At 69.1% G+C, this 14,458-nt stretch carries 14 protein-coding genes and 1 tRNA gene; 7 read left to right on the top strand and 8 right to left on the bottom strand.

Annotation, left to right across the window (positions count from 1 at the left end; translation table 11 throughout):
* Window position 1: 1 nt before the first annotated feature.
* The gene (dcd, locus tag ACH4VO_RS14330; RefSeq protein WP_360995934.1) at window positions 2-577 is read right to left on the bottom strand and encodes a dCTP deaminase; all 576 of its coding nucleotides are present in this window, start codon (window positions 575-577) and stop codon (window positions 2-4) included.
* A gap of 465 nt (window positions 578-1,042) precedes the next feature.
* Here dcd and ACH4VO_RS14325 point away from each other — a divergent pair.
* Window positions 1,043-1,113, top strand: a tRNA-Gly gene (locus tag ACH4VO_RS14325).
* A 51-nt stretch (window positions 1,114-1,164) separates the two neighbouring features.
* On the opposite strand, the gene ACH4VO_RS14320 is transcribed toward ACH4VO_RS14325, so the two are convergent.
* From ACH4VO_RS14320 to ACH4VO_RS14305, 4 genes are all read right to left on the bottom strand, one after another.
* The gene (locus ACH4VO_RS14320; protein ID WP_360995931.1) at window positions 1,165-1,860 is read right to left on the bottom strand and encodes a hypothetical protein; all 696 of its coding nucleotides are present in this window, start codon (window positions 1,858-1,860) and stop codon (window positions 1,165-1,167) included.
* A gap of 77 nt (window positions 1,861-1,937) precedes the next feature.
* Window positions 1,938-2,213, bottom strand: a complete 276-nt coding sequence (locus ACH4VO_RS14315) for a hypothetical protein (protein WP_030595208.1) — start codon at window positions 2,211-2,213, stop codon at window positions 1,938-1,940.
* Between the two features lie 456 nt (window positions 2,214-2,669).
* Window positions 2,670-2,894, bottom strand: coding sequence for a hypothetical protein (locus tag ACH4VO_RS14310; protein ID WP_360995928.1), 225 nt, complete (start codon window positions 2,892-2,894; stop codon window positions 2,670-2,672).
* Window positions 2,895-2,940: 46 nt separating this feature from the next.
* Window positions 2,941-5,325 carry an N-6 DNA methylase gene (locus ACH4VO_RS14305; protein WP_360995925.1) on the bottom strand — a complete coding sequence of 795 codons (2,385 nt, stop codon included), beginning with the start codon at window positions 5,323-5,325 and terminating at the stop codon, window positions 2,941-2,943.
* A gap of 305 nt (window positions 5,326-5,630) precedes the next feature.
* Here ACH4VO_RS14305 and ACH4VO_RS14300 point away from each other — a divergent pair, with 305 nt between their 5' ends.
* The 3 genes from ACH4VO_RS14300 (at window position 5,631) to ACH4VO_RS14290 (ending at window position 7,269) form a co-directional block, all read left to right on the top strand.
* The gene (locus ACH4VO_RS14300; protein ID WP_277333093.1) at window positions 5,631-5,879 is read left to right on the top strand and encodes a type II toxin-antitoxin system CcdA family antitoxin; all 249 of its coding nucleotides are present in this window, start codon (window positions 5,631-5,633) and stop codon (window positions 5,877-5,879) included.
* Window positions 5,876-6,277 (top strand): PIN domain-containing protein, encoded by a 402-nt coding sequence (locus ACH4VO_RS14295; protein ID WP_360995921.1) that lies wholly within the window; start codon window positions 5,876-5,878, stop codon window positions 6,275-6,277. The genes ACH4VO_RS14300 and ACH4VO_RS14295 overlap by 4 nt, the downstream gene beginning before the upstream one ends.
* A 701-nt stretch (window positions 6,278-6,978) precedes the next feature.
* Complete coding sequence (locus ACH4VO_RS14290) at window positions 6,979-7,269, top strand: hypothetical protein (protein ID WP_360995919.1); 291 nt, start codon at window positions 6,979-6,981, stop codon at window positions 7,267-7,269.
* A 356-nt stretch (window positions 7,270-7,625) separates the two neighbouring features.
* On the opposite strand, the gene ACH4VO_RS14285 is transcribed toward ACH4VO_RS14290, so the two are convergent.
* The 3 genes from ACH4VO_RS14285 to ACH4VO_RS14275 form a co-directional block, all read right to left on the bottom strand.
* Window positions 7,626-8,153, bottom strand: a complete 528-nt coding sequence (locus ACH4VO_RS14285; protein WP_360995917.1) for a DUF6584 family protein — start codon at window positions 8,151-8,153, stop codon at window positions 7,626-7,628.
* Between the two features lie 147 nt (window positions 8,154-8,300).
* Entirely contained in the window at window positions 8,301-9,077 is a 777-nt protein-coding gene (locus ACH4VO_RS14280; protein WP_360995914.1) for a polysaccharide deacetylase family protein, read from the bottom strand.
* Between the two features lie 488 nt (window positions 9,078-9,565).
* Window positions 9,566-10,033, bottom strand: a complete 468-nt coding sequence (locus ACH4VO_RS14275) for a MarR family winged helix-turn-helix transcriptional regulator (protein ID WP_360995911.1) — start codon at window positions 10,031-10,033, stop codon at window positions 9,566-9,568.
* Between the two features lie 101 nt (window positions 10,034-10,134).
* On the opposite strand from ACH4VO_RS14275, the gene ACH4VO_RS14270 reads away from it, so the two are divergent.
* The 3 genes from ACH4VO_RS14270 to ACH4VO_RS14260 all read left to right on the top strand — a co-directional run bounded on the left by ACH4VO_RS14270 (window position 10,135) and on the right by ACH4VO_RS14260 (window position 14,425).
* Window positions 10,135-11,349, top strand: a complete 1,215-nt coding sequence (locus ACH4VO_RS14270; RefSeq protein WP_360995909.1) for an amidohydrolase family protein — start codon at window positions 10,135-10,137, stop codon at window positions 11,347-11,349.
* A gap of 627 nt (window positions 11,350-11,976) precedes the next feature.
* A complete protein-coding gene (locus tag ACH4VO_RS14265; protein ID WP_360995906.1) occupies window positions 11,977-13,641 on the top strand; it encodes an ATP-binding cassette domain-containing protein in 1,665 nt (554 codons plus the stop codon).
* A gap of 88 nt (window positions 13,642-13,729) precedes the next feature.
* Window positions 13,730-14,425, top strand: a complete 696-nt coding sequence (locus ACH4VO_RS14260; protein WP_360995903.1) for a class E sortase — start codon at window positions 13,730-13,732, stop codon at window positions 14,423-14,425.
* Window positions 14,426-14,458: the final 33 nt, after the last annotated feature.

Genomic DNA, 14,458 nt, shown 5'->3' with positions numbered 1-14,458 from the left:
ATCACACCTGCGTCCGATGGAAGTTCATGAACGAACGCGAGGCGGTCGGCCCCCGCTGGCCCTGGTAACGGGATCCGTACCGCTCGGAGCCGTACGGGAACTCCGAGGGGGAGCTCAGCCGGAACATGCACAGCTGCCCGATCTTCATACCGGGCCACAGCTTTATCGGCAGCGTCGCCAGATTCGACAGCTCCAGCGTCACGTGGCCGGAGAACCCGGGGTCGATGAACCCGGCCGTCGAGTGCGTCACGAGCCCGAGCCGCCCCAGCGAGCTCTTGCCCTCCAGCCGGGAAGCGAGATCATCGGGCAGCGTGATGACCTCGTACGTCGACGCCAGCACGAACTCCCCGGGGTGGAGGATGAACGCCTCATCGCCGTCGGGCTCCACCTGACGGGTCAGGTCCACCTGCTCGACGGCGGGGTCGATATGCGGATAGCGGTGGTTCTCGAACACCCGGAAGTAGCGGTCCAGCCGCACATCGATGCTCGAGGGCTGCACCATCGACGCGTCGAACGGGTCAATGCGAACCCGCCCGGCATCGATCTCGGCCCGGAGGTCCTTATCTGAGAGAAGCACGTCCCGAGGATACGCAGAACGCGCGAGCCCGCCCCAACCGGACCGCCCGCGCGCCTGCCCCGCCACTCCCTACCGTCGCTCGAACACCACCGGCACGGCCTGCCTCAACCGCGCACACCGCGGACAGCGCAGCAACCGCCCGGGGCCGATCCGGCCGGACCCGAGCTGCTGCATCGGGAACGACGAGGTAGCGAACACATGCCCTTCGGCACAGCGGACGACGGTGCGCTCCATCGACTCCATCAAGTCCCTTCCCCAACCAGCCATGGACGAGACCGCCACATTAGGGGATGAACAGGACGCCACTCCAGGCGGCACTCCGCCCCCCTACGCTACGCCCCCAACTCCCGCCCGCCACACCCGCGTCCACGCCGCACCACGACACACGGACCCCACGGCGCACGCACCGGGGGCCTGGCATGGGGTAGAGTGTGCGGCGATGCACTGCCGATACCGGCGCACTTCGCGGGTGTAGTTTAATGGTAGAACATGAGCTTCCCAAGCTCAGAGCGCGAGTTCGATTCTCGTCACCCGCTCTTCGATGGAGGCCCTGGTCAATGACCTGGGCCTTTCTCTTGTTCCGGCTGCTACGGCTCCGTGTCGAGGACTCGGGCGGCCTCACGAGGGTCCATCAGGTTGGACCAGGCCTGTTCCGCGGGGAGCAGGTCCCGCTCCGGCAGGGCGTATTCGGGGTACCAGCCGTCGGCCTCGCAGCCGGGAACGTTGCGCAGAATCAATGTCGTGAGGTTCGGCGGGACCGAACCCGTGATCCGCACCGCGAGGTAGGTCTCGTGGCCGTCGTCGGCGCGGACCTGAAGGCCGACGGTGAAGGTGTCGAAGTCCACCGTGTGCTCCTGACCGTCCCGGAGGGTGGCACGGCTCAGAGTCAGAACCGTGGTCCGGAGCCGCCGGACGAAACGGACTCCAGCTTCGGCGCGATAGCGGACGTGGTCCTCGCGAGCGGGAAGCAAGTGAGCGGTGTACGTGGCGGACTTGAGCGCGTCGGCGTTGCCGGCGTTGTAGCGGGTTCGGGCAGTCTTGCCGTCGGCTTCGAGAGCGGCATAGAAGTCGTCGGTGGAGCCGTCCTCGCGGCGGCCGGCTGCCACCAGCCACGGAAGGTCGGCGTCCACCCAGACCGCCCCGCGCCAACGCTGGACCTTCACCTTGAACAACACCTGGTCATCGACAGCGCGGATGCGCTCATGCTTGGCATCGTCCGCCGCGAACTGCTCAGCGGTCTTCGCCAGGGTCGGGTGCTCGATCTCGTCCAAGGGGTCGGTCACCGCTGGCAGGGGGAGTCCGAGGTCATCGCGCAGGCATCGCAAGGTGGGCCTGGCGGGCCGCATCGCAGCGAGACCGGTCATTCGTCGATCCCGCCGACCGCGTCGATCTCCTCCGATGTCAGACCGGTCAGGAGCATGACGTCCGACTTCAGGGAGCCGTCCAGGACGCTGAGCGCCTCCACCATGCCCTCACGCAGATCCTCACGCCGCTGGTCCAGGTAAACCCGTACCGCCTCCGCGACCAGATCCTTCTTCGTCAGGCCCAGGAAATGCGCGCCCTGGCTGATCAACTTATCCGTCGCCGGATCCACCTTGAGCGGCGACTGCCGGGGTGGCTTCGAAGCCGTGGTCATAAATCCCACCTCCGCATCCACGGTACCTTAGTACCTCACGATGAGGCTCCTTGCTGGTGACCGCAATGAGACGCAGCACGTCGACCGCCGGTACTACGGAGCCGGATCGATGACCGCCGACCGGGTTCACCTTGGGGCAGATCGCCAGGGGTGAAATCGCACGATGGCGAGCGCATGATCCAGCGCGGTGAAACTTCCCCACCCACGGCACGGCGGCATCGATCGTCCTCGTGCCCCATCCGTGCCCTTCAGAGCGGACAATAGCGGTCAAGCACGGCACCCACAGACCACACCACCCTCGACCCCTCCAGCCAAACATGCAGGCCAGAGCCACTACAGCCGATCAAGAACCGTTGATTCCCAAGCTCAGAGCGCGAGTTCGATTCTCGTCACCCGCTCCAGACAAAACCCCAGGCCAGGAGCCTGGGGCTTTATTGATGTCCTGGTTCCTGCTGCCTACCTCCGTAGGGCCGAAACCGTTCCCACTGCAGCAAAGCAAAGTCCTGCTGCTGCGCCGAATGCAGTTCCTGCGGACAGGATCACGTCAGGGGTGCCTTCGCCAGCCGCGTGCTTCAACGCGGCCACGCAGGTGGCAACCAGCATGGAGAAGAGAGCGATGATCAGCAGCCAGAGCACCCTCGTGACCGTTGCGGACGGGCGCGTGGCATCGGAGGTGGTCATTCCTGGTCTTCCTTTCGCAGCCTCTGGAGGCCGGGTCGGCGGATGGTCAGACGGTGGAGGGGCTGGAGTCGGACATGTCCGAGAGCTGCCGTAGGACCAGCCCTTTGGCGTGAGTGAGGGCTCTCGACAGCTCCCGGTGGACGGCGGACCTTTCGTGGAGGAGGGCCAGCAGTGCTGCGAATTCCGCCTGCACGTCGAGGGGCGGCAACAGCACTTCCTGACGTCCCAGCGCGGCCTTGGTGATGAACGGAGCGGCGGTGGCTGCCGCGCGGTCCCTGACCCAGCCGACGGCTTCCGGGAGCCCCAGGGCGGCGTGCAGGTAGTCGGGCAGACCGCCGGCGCCCTCGCGACAGCGGAGCCTGATCACGTTGGAGCTCATGAGCCACCCGGTCTGTGCCTCGGTGACCATGGCCGGCGGGCCCATGGCACCTGCACGGACACAGACGATGTCCCCAGCCTCAAGCCGGTAGGGATCCAGCCGGGCGGCACGGTCCGGCGAGACCCGTTCGTCAATGGTGTCGCTCAACCGCCCATCCCGGAGGTGCTTGGGTGAGACAACGGGCACTGTGCCGTCAGGAATTCTGTCCTTAGGTGCCAACAGCGCGTGGGACGCGCCGAGTTGAATGTCGCACAACTCCGCCAAAGTCACGCTGCGCCAGGTCGCCCGACGCACACGATCAGTGTTGAGCCGGGCCTGTAGCTGACCGGTGCGCTCGTCCATTTGCCGACACCGTGCGGTCAGCGAAGCCACCTCGGTCCAGGTCGTCTCCGCTGCACGGCTTGTCTGACCGATCGCCCGTTGAACCGGGCCTCCCATGTGATCGATCGGGTTGAGGGAATACCCGGCATCGCGCAGGGCTTCTCTGCCGACCCGGGTACCGGGTACGGCCGTCGCGTGAGAATCACGCAGGTCGACAGCCCCTCTCCCCCAGTGGCCCTCGTATGCGTCGAGGACGGAGCGGACGTCGTCGTCCGCGAGCACGCGTCGTCCACCGCGCTGTACAGCACCCAGGTCACGTGCATCCAAAAACAAGACGTCGTCCCCGGCGTCGGCCGGGTGGCGCAGTAGCCAGACGCACACCGGCACGGAGGTTCCCGAGAAGAGCTTGTCGGGCAGGGCGACAACGCATTCCACGACACCCTGTTCCACCATCGCTCCACGGATCGCCGCCTCTGCCACATTCCCTGAATTACCGGCCTTGTTGGGCATCACCACGGCGGCACGTCCGCCCTCGGCAAGCACGGACAAGGCGTATTGCGGGTAGGCAAAGTTGTCGTTGCCGACCGGCGGGGCCCCGTACCTCCAGGTTCCTGTACGTGTGGTCTCCTGCAGGGAATCCTTCATGTTGAAGGGAGGATTCGTGAGCACCAGGTCGACCGGCTCCGGAGGCCATGCCCGTTCCCACGGCCGCCCACCTGCTCTGAGCTGAAGCGCGAACCGGACCCCACGCAACGCCAGGTTCATGCTCGCCAGTGGCAAGGTCGCACGCCTGGGTGTCTGTCCGAGCAGCCGGGGCAAAGGCGCACCGTCAAGGACGTTTCCGCTCACTGCCCGCACCGACATGTCCACCGCCGCGCCAAGAAGCTCGCCGCCGCGGAGGTAGGGGTCGTACACGCTCGTGGCAGAGGAGCTTCGTGCGGCCAGCCCCAGCCCCGCCATCAGCTGTGCCACAGGGAGCGGAGTGAAGAATTCACGACTGCCCAGCCGCGCCGTTTCCTCGTAGCCTTCCACGATCAACTGAAAGGCTCGAGGGCTCAGCAAGCCGACCAACCGCACGGCTTCCACGATGTCCTCGAACCTTCTGGGCTCCAGGCGCACCAAGGCGTCCCGTGTCTCCGGCAGCGATCCCATGGCGTGCAGTGCCTTGTCCGTCTGCGAGCCGACCAGCCTGAGCAGGTCGCTGCTCGACCGCCGATCGCCGCTGGATGTGGCGTAGTCCTTGACCGCCTGCCAGCTGGAGGGCTGCGTCACATGCAGGAAGTGCAGAGCCGCGAGCAGGTTCAGGTAGGCAACCTCCCTGTCCGGGCCTCCCACCCTCTCGGCCAACGGGCCCATGAGGTTGCCGATGATCTCGGCGTCCCTCGTGCCGAGGTCTTCCCGAGTACCGGGTCCGGGCGGGAGCAGGGACGTGGGCTGAGGCTGGGCCGCGACGGAGCCGGACGCTCTGCGCCGCCGGGCACGCACACCGTAGGTGATGAACTCGTCCTCCCCCTGCGCACGCCGGTGCGAGGGCACACGTCGCCCGTCGAGCCAGCTCAGGACCTCGAACTCAAGGAAGAAGTCCTGGCCAGATGTCCGCCTAGGGGAGGGAAAGTCTGCAGCACGCCGCTCCCAGGTGGTGACCGCAGCCCGTGTCACCCCTGCCAGTCCCGCGATCTGCATGCGGGTAAGCAGGCGCGTGCCCTCATGTTCATCGGTGCTCTTCTTCATCTCGTCCGACATCCCTTCGAAGTGGCCCTGGCGGGCCGTTCGTTGGGTGTGAGCGTAGAGCGCCCCTCTCGAGAACACTCTATGAGTACTTGCAGTACTCAACTCCTCAGCCTGACGCTACGGCGCCAGCAGGGAGACCTGGGCACACCGTTTACGCACCTCATCGGCTCTTGAAAGCACAGGTCCCCCTCGCGGCGAACTCACAGATGCATCAGCGTTAACACTTAACTGGCTCCGCAGCCACTCGGTCGGAACCTGGACAGCAATCACGGCCGACTTCGCGCATACTCCGGTATGCTCTGAGTATGTCATCGACGACTCGCATCACCGTCACGCTCCCCAGCGACCAGGTGGCGGAGCTCCGCAAGCTCACGGACAACGTCTCCGGCTACGTGGCGGAGGCCGTAGCCCGCCAGATCCGGCACCAGCTCCTGGGCGACGACCTCCGCCGCCATGAGGAAGAACACGGACCCTTCAGGGACGAGGAGCTTGCCGAGGCCCGCTCGAAGATCTTCGGTGCCGCCGGTTCCTCCGATAACGCGGACGCCGCGTGAGCGAGCGCATCGAAACCGTCGTCCTTGACTCGGAAGGGCTCTCCGCCTGGATCGCGCAGGACCGCAAGCTCCTAGCGATGCTTCAGGTCTTCCACGACATGGGCGCCGACCTGGTGATCGGGGCCAACACCATCGTGGAAGTCACTCACTCCCGCACCAACATGCCCCGTCTGCACTGGGCCCTCTCCCGCGTCAAGGTGGAGCCGGTCACCGAACAAGCGGCGAAGGCGGCAGCAGAACTCCTCAAAGGGGCTGGGCTGCACGGACACAAGTACGCCATCGACGCCACGGTCGCCGAGGTCGCCCTGCGTCAGCAGAAACCCGTCGCCCTCTTGACCTCCGACAGCGACGACATGACCAAACTCTGCGGAGACCAGGTCCGCATCATCCCTCTCTGACGCGCCGGCCCACCCGGAGCACCCCCTGGCAGCGTCCGCAGCTCTGCTGACCTCGTGCCCCATCCGTGCCCAGCAGAGCGGACAACAGCGGTCAGGTACAGCTTCCAGAGACCATGGAACCCCAAGCTCCCTCATGGGAAAGCACAGGTCATAGCCCGTCTGGCAGCCCAAGAACCGTTGATTCCCAAGCTCAGAGCGCGAGTTCGATTCTCGTCACCCGCTCCATGAAAAAGCCCCAGGCCAATGGCCGGGGGCTTCTTTGTTGTCTGGACCAGTTCAGGTATCTCGTGCCATATCCGTGCTGGATGCCTGGTCATCAGCGGTTTCGCGCCGAGCCCGGACGACGTCGAGGCCGGCCGCCACTCACGCCACCGCTCGAGGTCCGAGTGCTGCTAGATGAGCGCGGCCCGCTCGGTCGGCTGCCTGGCGCGCACCATCGTGTCCTGGAGCGTGAGGCCGGACCGGGTCGTCGGGGTGTGCCCGGTATGACGAAGATCGCAGAAGGAGAAGCCGTCGGGAAGATCCGTCTTCGAACGAGCCGCACGTCGCTTCCGCCCCAAGGTGGACCGGCGAAACGGCTTGCCCTTCTTCCCACCAACAGCAGTGCGTCCGGGCCGTTCTCGGCGTGCCAGTCAAGGTTCCAACGAAGGTCGAGCCGTAGGGGGACCAACAGAACGACGCACCGCCTTCCCGCTTCCGACGTGGTGGATCCTTCAGCGCACCTGCCCGTGGTCGGCTCCGGCGCGGCCTGCCTGGCACCGACGGTGCGGAAGCGCGTCATCGGCGACGCCTTCGACATCACGCCCGTGCCCGCCTTCATGCGCCTGTGGTGGACGCAGTACGCCATCGCCCGGAATCCCGTCCTCGACTCGCACCTTCGCGACCTCGAAGCCCGCGCCGCCAAGTCCGAGGACCCCGAGGAGTCCATCCGGCTTCTGGAGGAGTACAGCCGCCTCCGGCACGAAGCCGCTGAGAGGAAGCCCGGAGAGTGATCGACGAACCACTCCGGCCGCCTTGGCAAATGGACTGGACGAAGCAGGCGCACCACGACTTCCAGAACATGCCCGCCGAAGGCAGTGACCTGGTCATGAGTGCCCGTGCGGAACTGATCACGGCTGAAGACCCGTACTTCCGGGGAATCGACGCCGATGCCTCGCTCCCGCACTGGATGACCCTCCGACCTCTGGCCTCTACCGGGTCCGCATCATCCCGCTCCGACCCACCGGCTCTCCCGACGCACGCACCCTGGCAGGTTCCTTCGCGCTGCCAGGGTGCGTGCCCGTCCGTGCCCAGCGGTGGGGCCTTGAGCGGCGCTCCTCCCTGCCCTCACCAGCCTCGGTGACCCGGATCAGTCGAAGAGGGCAACGACTCCGTTCACCCAGATCGCGAGGAACGCCAGAGCCCCCACCAGGCAGCCGGCGCCCGCCAGGACGCCGCCGGCCGTCCACGGTGCGGAGGGCGCCTCGCACTTCTGCTCCGAGTCGTCCCGGTAGGAGGCGGGGTCGTCCCAGTCGACGGGGTGCCCCAGCTCCTCGGCGCAGGTGGTCCGCACTGCGGCCAACTGCCCCTCCGCGAAGGCGGTGGCAGCCATCGCCTCGGCACCGCGCCAGGTAAGGGCCCTCATCCGTACCCCCGGGGACCCGTACCGCGCTTCGAAGGCGGCGGTCTCGTCGGCGTCACGGTCCTCTTCGAGGTACATCCAGCGTCCGGCCTCGGCCGCGTCGCCGTAGAGCCGGTACACCTCGGCCAGACGCCGACGGAGCGTCAGGTCGTACGGGAAGGACGAGACGAGACCACGCAGACGCTGGCGCGCGACGGGAACCCGGCCGACGGCCAGGTCCGCATCGACTCGGGCAAGGGTCTCTCTCAGGGGCATGGACACATGATCGGATACCGCACCGCACCACGTCGACCTGGTTTGTCGCTCAGCACCCGCCCGCTCTCCACCACACTCCCCCTTCTCCCCGGGACACGACTGACGCGCTCGCGGAAGGCCCGGTTCACCGGTAAGGCCGGGTCTCGTTCACCGTACGGGGAAGCCGAAGGAGTACCCCTGCTCCCTCAGCCAGGGCAGCACCTCGCCCAGGGCGGCGACGGTCTGGGAGCGGTCGCCTCCCGCGTCGTGGAAGAGGACGGTCGGCCCGTCGGAGATCTCGGTCTTGACGGTGGCGACCATGGTGTCCACACCGGGACGCTCGAAGTCCTTGGAGTCGACGTTCCAGCCCAGCGGCCGCATCCCCCGGGAGGCGGCGAGGTGCCGGCTGTACGGGGTGAAGGCGCCGCCCGGGGCCCGGTAGTACTGCGGCCGGACGCCACCGGACGCCTTGGTGATCATGCGTTCGGCGTCCAGGATCTCCTGGGACTGGTAGGCCTCGGACCGGGTGTCCATGGCGGTGTTGTGGGAGACGGTGTGGTTGCACAGCCGGTGGCCGTCCGCCACGACCTTCTTGACCAGGTCCGGGTACGCCTCGGCCTGCGTGCCCACCATGCAGAACGTCGCCTTCACACCGCTGTCCTTCAGCAGCCGCAGCACCTGCGGCGTCCAGACCGGGTCCGGTCCGTCGTCGATGGTGATGTTGACGCCCCGGTCGCCACGGTCCGAGGCGTGTGCGATGTCCGCCGCCACCTTGGTCACCTGGTCCTCGGGCCGGACCTCCGGCGCCGAGACACCTGCCTGCGGCCCGCTGCCGGCGGTGCCGGCCTGCGCGGTCCACACCGAGGTGGCGGCCGCCAACGCGGTCACCGCGAGCGCCGCTCCGAGAAGCCGGCCGTGCCGCGCCCTTTCCTTGTGCCGTGCCATGTCCGCCCGCCCCTTTGCCGTCTCCCCGATGCCGTGCGCCCATGAAGACACACGAACGGCTCTGCGGGATGCCTCCGTTACCGAGCATGGACAATTCCGCAGGGGACCGGCGACAAACGCAGAGGTTCCGCGACGGATGCGGGGAGGCAACCCTCTCGGCATGACGTCGGCGAAGGCGGCGGACTCGGGCCCGGACGGGCCGCGGAAGCGGGCCGGGACGGTGCCGGCCTCGGAACCGGACGGGTGGTGGACTCGGGCCCTCTCGGGCGCCGGTGGACCCGCACGCCGACGCGGCACGCCGGCCGAGGCCGCTCGTGCTGTCGATGTCCTGCGGCGCCGACATGACCGAACTCCGGGGCGCTCGTCTCCGGATCCTGGCCCTCCACATACCGCATACCCGCGTACCCGCCTGCCGGCCACCGGTCTCCCCCGGCGCGCGTCGCGGCGCCGTGAGCCGGCGGCGCGTCAGCCTCGGCCCGCCGCCCCGCTCAGCCGCGGCTCGTGGCCTGTTTCCTCGACCACGCGGTGGCGTCGGCGCCGTACCGGGCCAAGAGATGTGCGAACTGGACCTGTTCCACCGGCGCCCAGGAAGCGGTGATCTCCAGGAACGCTCTTCGCTGTTCTGCGGCGAAGCGGCTGCGTTCGGCCTCTCCGTGCTCGGTGAGTTCGAGTACGCTCCGGCGCCCGTCGGCCTGGGACGCCGTCCGGCGCAGCAGCCCTTCCCCTATGAACGCGGCGACGGTCCGGCTGGCCACCGGCTGGGCGACACCCATCTCAGTGGCGAGGGCGCCGACGGTCGTCTCACCCGGCGCGTCGGCGATCACGTTGAGTACGAGGTTGCGGGAAAGGTCCTTGCCCGAAGCGGGTGCGCGTCGCCGCAGACGTGACAGCGCCGGGCCGATCTGGTCCAGCGCCGACTCGTCGGGCGGCTGCTCGGAGGAAGGCGCGCTACTCATGTGCCTGATTCTAAGCCCGGATCCGCCTGTTTGCATACCCAGGATCATCTGCATAGCATTGGGTATACAAAGTGCCGAGCAAGGAAACGAGGCGAACTCCCATGACGCTCACCGCGATCACCGGTGCCCGGGTCTTCGACGGGGAGAAGTCGGTCGGTGTACAGACCGTGGTCATCGACGGCGGAAGGATCTCTCGCGTCGGCGGTGACGTCCCTGCGGGCAGCGAGATCGTCGACGGGCGCGGCGCCACACTGCTGCCGGGGCTCATGGACGCCCACGTGCACTCCGCTCCGGGTTCCCTGGCGCTCGCCCTGCGGTTCGGGGTGACGACCGAACTGGAGATGCAGGGGATGAACACCCGGGAGAACCGGGGAGCCGTCACCGACGACGACACCGTGGCCGACGTGCGCTCCGCCGGTTTCGGCATCACACCGCCCGGGGGACACCCGAGCGAGTTGATGCCCGAGGGATTCCGGCCGAAGTGGGACCTGCCCCCGGTGATGCCCCTGATGCCGTTCTCCACCACGCCGCAGGAGGCGGCCGCCTTCGTCCCCCAACTCCTCTCGCGGGGATCCGACTTCATCAAGTTCATGATTGACGACGGCAGTGTGGAAGGGCACCCCGGGCTGCCGTCGCTGGACCGGGCCACCGTGAACGCCGGCGCGGCGGAGGCCAGGAAGTACGGGGCCCTCACCGTGGCCCACGCGCTGACCGTGGACGCCACCAGGATGGCCGCCGAAGCCGGCATCGACGGCCTCACCCACGTGTTCATGGATCAACCGCACACCGCTGAGATCATCGACCTCATCAAGGACGCGGGCATGTTCGTCATCCCCTGCATCAGTCTCAACGCCTCGATGATGGGAATCACCGCCGGGGAACTCGCCGACGACCCCCGCGTGGCCGCCCGCCTCGACAGCGCGTGGGACCGGACCCTGCGGTCCAGCTACAACCGGTACCCGCAGGGCAAGCTCGACGACGTGTACGACACCGTGCGCGCCCTGGACGCCGCCGGTGTCGATCTGCTGGCCGGCACCGACGTCTCCATGGCCGAGACGTTCTTCGGGGGCCTGGCACACGGAGCGAGCCTGCACCACGAACTGCAGTACCTCGTGGCAGCCGGCCTCACGCCCTCCCGGGCGCTGCGCGCGGCCACGGCCACCACGGCCCGCCGCTTCCGCCTCAGCGACCGGGGCCGTGTGGCCGAAGGGCTCCGCGCCGACCTCCTCCTGGTGGACGGCGACCCCACCCGGACCATCAGCGACACCCTCAACACACGCGCCGTCTGGCGCAGGGGGACCCGCCTGGCGGACTGACAGCCGTCCGGCGTCACCCGGTCGCGGTGAAGGTGCGGACGAAAACGCAGGCGTCATGTCCGGTATTCCCGGCCCTTCCCTCACCACGATCGCCCTCGGGGGCACCGGTGCGGCACCGGGGAGATCTCGGCCACATCGGTCCCCGCGGGACTCCGGCAAGGGAGACGGGTGTTGGCGACCTGGGTGGCGAAGACGCTGGGCGGCCGCACCGAGGACATCACGCCGTTCGCCGCGCAGATGCTGGGCTCCCTGCGCTGACCGGGCCATGACCGGGGGGTTGGCGGCGCGGACCGGTGCCCGGCCGCCCCCGCCGGGGCCGGCCCCGGCGAAATTCCGGGCAGGGGGCGGGCACCCGCTGTAGAGTTTCGGCGTCCTGTCGTCTCCGATAGAGGTGGACGTTGCGCATCTGAGGTCCGCGACCACCGCGCGGTACGGCCCCTGCCGTAACCCGTCACGCTCCCGCCGGCTTTCCTGCCGCCCCGTGACTCCCGCGTGGATGCGACCTCGGTGCATGAGCCGTCCCCCGCCCTCCGGAGGACCGCACCCCCCTTTCTCCCCGGCCGGGTCGCCGCGTGGTGCTCGCATACGAAGCCCCTGTCTCACACGCTTGCGACTGCGAGGACCACCATGCCCCAGCCCCTCACGCCCCCGGCTTCCCTCACCTGTTCCGGCCTCTCCTTCCGGTGGCCGGACGGCACCGAACTCTTCGACGGCCTCTCGCTCGTCATCGGACGGGGCCGCACCGGGCTCGTCGGCGCCAACGGCTCCGGCAAGTCGACGCTGCTGCGCCTGCTGGCCGGCCGACTGCGCCCCGCCCAGGGGTCGGTGACCGTCGGCGGCCGCCTCGCCTACCTGCCGCAGAACCTCACCCTGGACACGGGCCTGAGCGTCGACGCGGCCCTCGGCATCGGCGAGCGGCGGGCCGCGCTGCGCGCCATCGAGTCCGGGGACGTCTCCCAGAAGCACTTCGAGACGATCGGCGACGACTGGGACGTCGAGGAGCGGGCCCTCGCCACCCTCGGCTCCCTCGGGCTCGGGGGTGTCGGACTGGACCGCACCGTCGGGCAGCTGTCCGGCGGCGAGACCGTCCTGCTGCGCCTGGCCGCCCTGCTGCTGGAGCGCCCCGACGTGCTGCTGCTCGACGAGCCGACGAACAACCTCGACGTGTTCGCCCGCCGCCGCCTGTACGAGGCCGTCGACTCCTGGCGTTCCGGCGTGCTCGTCGTGGTCAGCCACGACCGTGACCTGCTCGAACGGGTGGACCGCGTTGCCGAGTTGCACACCGGCTCGGTGAGCTGGTTCGGAGGCGGCTGGTCCGCCTACCAGGAGGCGCTGGCCACCCAGCAGGAGGCCGCCGGCCGCATGCTGCGGGCCGCCGAGTCGGACGTACGCCGCCAGAAGCGCGAGCTGGACGAGGCGCAGACCAAGGTGGCCCGCCGCCAGCGGCACAACAAGAAGATGGACGCCCAGCGGCGCGCCCCGAGGATCGTCGCGGGCGAGCACAAGAGGTCGTCCCAGGAGTCGGCGGGCAGGCTCCGGGGCCTGCACGAGGACCGGCTCAAGGAGGCCAGGGAGCGGCTCGACGACGCGGCGGACGCCGTCCGTGACGACGCGGAGATCCGGGTGGAGCTCCCGCACACCGCCGTACCCGCAGGGCGCACGGTCCTGAGCGTACGGGGGCTGCGTCCCCGCTTCGGCCTGCTGCGCGACGGGGAACTCGACGTCCGGGGGCCGGAACGCATCGCGCTGATCGGACGCAACGGCGCCGGCAAGACGACGCTGCTGCGCACCCTCACCGGTGAGCTCGCGCCGCTGTCCGGCGAGGCCAGGACGTTCGTACCGCTGCGCTTCCTGCCACAGCGCCTGGACGTGCTGGACGAGGAGCTGAGCGTGGCGGCGAACGTGGCCCGGCTGGCGCCCGGCGTCACCGACAACCGGATCCGCTCCCAGCTCGCCCGCTTCCTGTTCAAGGGGGCCCGCGCCGACCAGCCGGCCGGCACCCTGTCGGGCGGGGAGCGCTTCCGTGCCGCGCTCGCGGCGACGATGCTCGCCGCCCCCGCCCCGCAGCTGCTGATGCTGGACGAGCCGACCAACAATCTGGACGTGGCCGGGGTCCGGCAGCTCACGGCCGCGCTCCACGCCTACGAGGGCGCGCTGCTGATCGCCGGCCACGACCTGGTCTTCCTCGAGTCGGCCGGCATCACCCGCTGGCTGCTCGTCGGCGAGGACCTCACGGAGACCACCGCCGAGAAGGTGCGTGAGCTGCTCGACTCCCCCGGAGCGAGCGGCTGAGGGGCCACCGGTGGTGTACTGGAAAGTGGCGGGCCGGGTGCCGGGCCCGCGGACCGGAACCGACCGGCTACTGATCCGGAAGCCCCTCATGCACCGTGGAAGCGGAACCAGCGACGGAACCCGGGCACTCGCCGGCGTGGCCGCCGCCCTCGTCCTCGCGGCCGGCTGTACGACGGCGGCGGCCGCGCGGCCCGCACCGGCCGTCGCCGTCACCGCGGCTCCGGCCGCCGCCCCCGCCGCCGCGCCGTTCCCGGCCGACAGGACCGACCCGCGTACCGCGAACGCCACGCTCGCCATTCCTGCGATCGGCCTGACGGACCTGCGCGTGGTGCCGTACGAGGGGACGACCGACGACGGGCCGGGAACGCGGATCCAGGACCGGGGCCTGGCCGCGAGTCCCTACGGTGAACACGGCGGCGTCCGGCCCGGCGAGATCGGGAACTACCTCGTGACCGCCCACCGGCTCTCCGCCGGCGGTCCCTTCCACGACGTGCCGTCGCTGGGCACGGGCGACCGGGTCCTCGTCAGGTCGCAGGGCACGGTGTACGAGTACCGGATCACCGGGACGCGGCAGACGTCCTTCCGGTCCGCGCGCTCCCTGGCCGAGCAGCGGGCGGAGGTGCCGGGCGCGCCGGGTGAGAAGCCGACCCGGGCGATGATCACCCTGTCCACCTGCGCGACCCCCGAGGACGACGCGGCCGGGAACCACTGGCGCGACGCCCACCACAATCCGGAGCACCGGATCGACAAGATCGGCGTGCTGGTCTCGTCCCGGCCCTCCTGAACGCTCCGCCCGCGGGACACCGCGGGCACGCGG

Source organism: Streptomyces sp. NPDC020780 (assembly GCF_044334475.1).
GTDB lineage: Bacteria > Actinomycetota > Actinomycetes > Streptomycetales > Streptomycetaceae > Streptomyces.
This window is presented reverse-complemented; position numbering and strand designations above follow the sequence as displayed.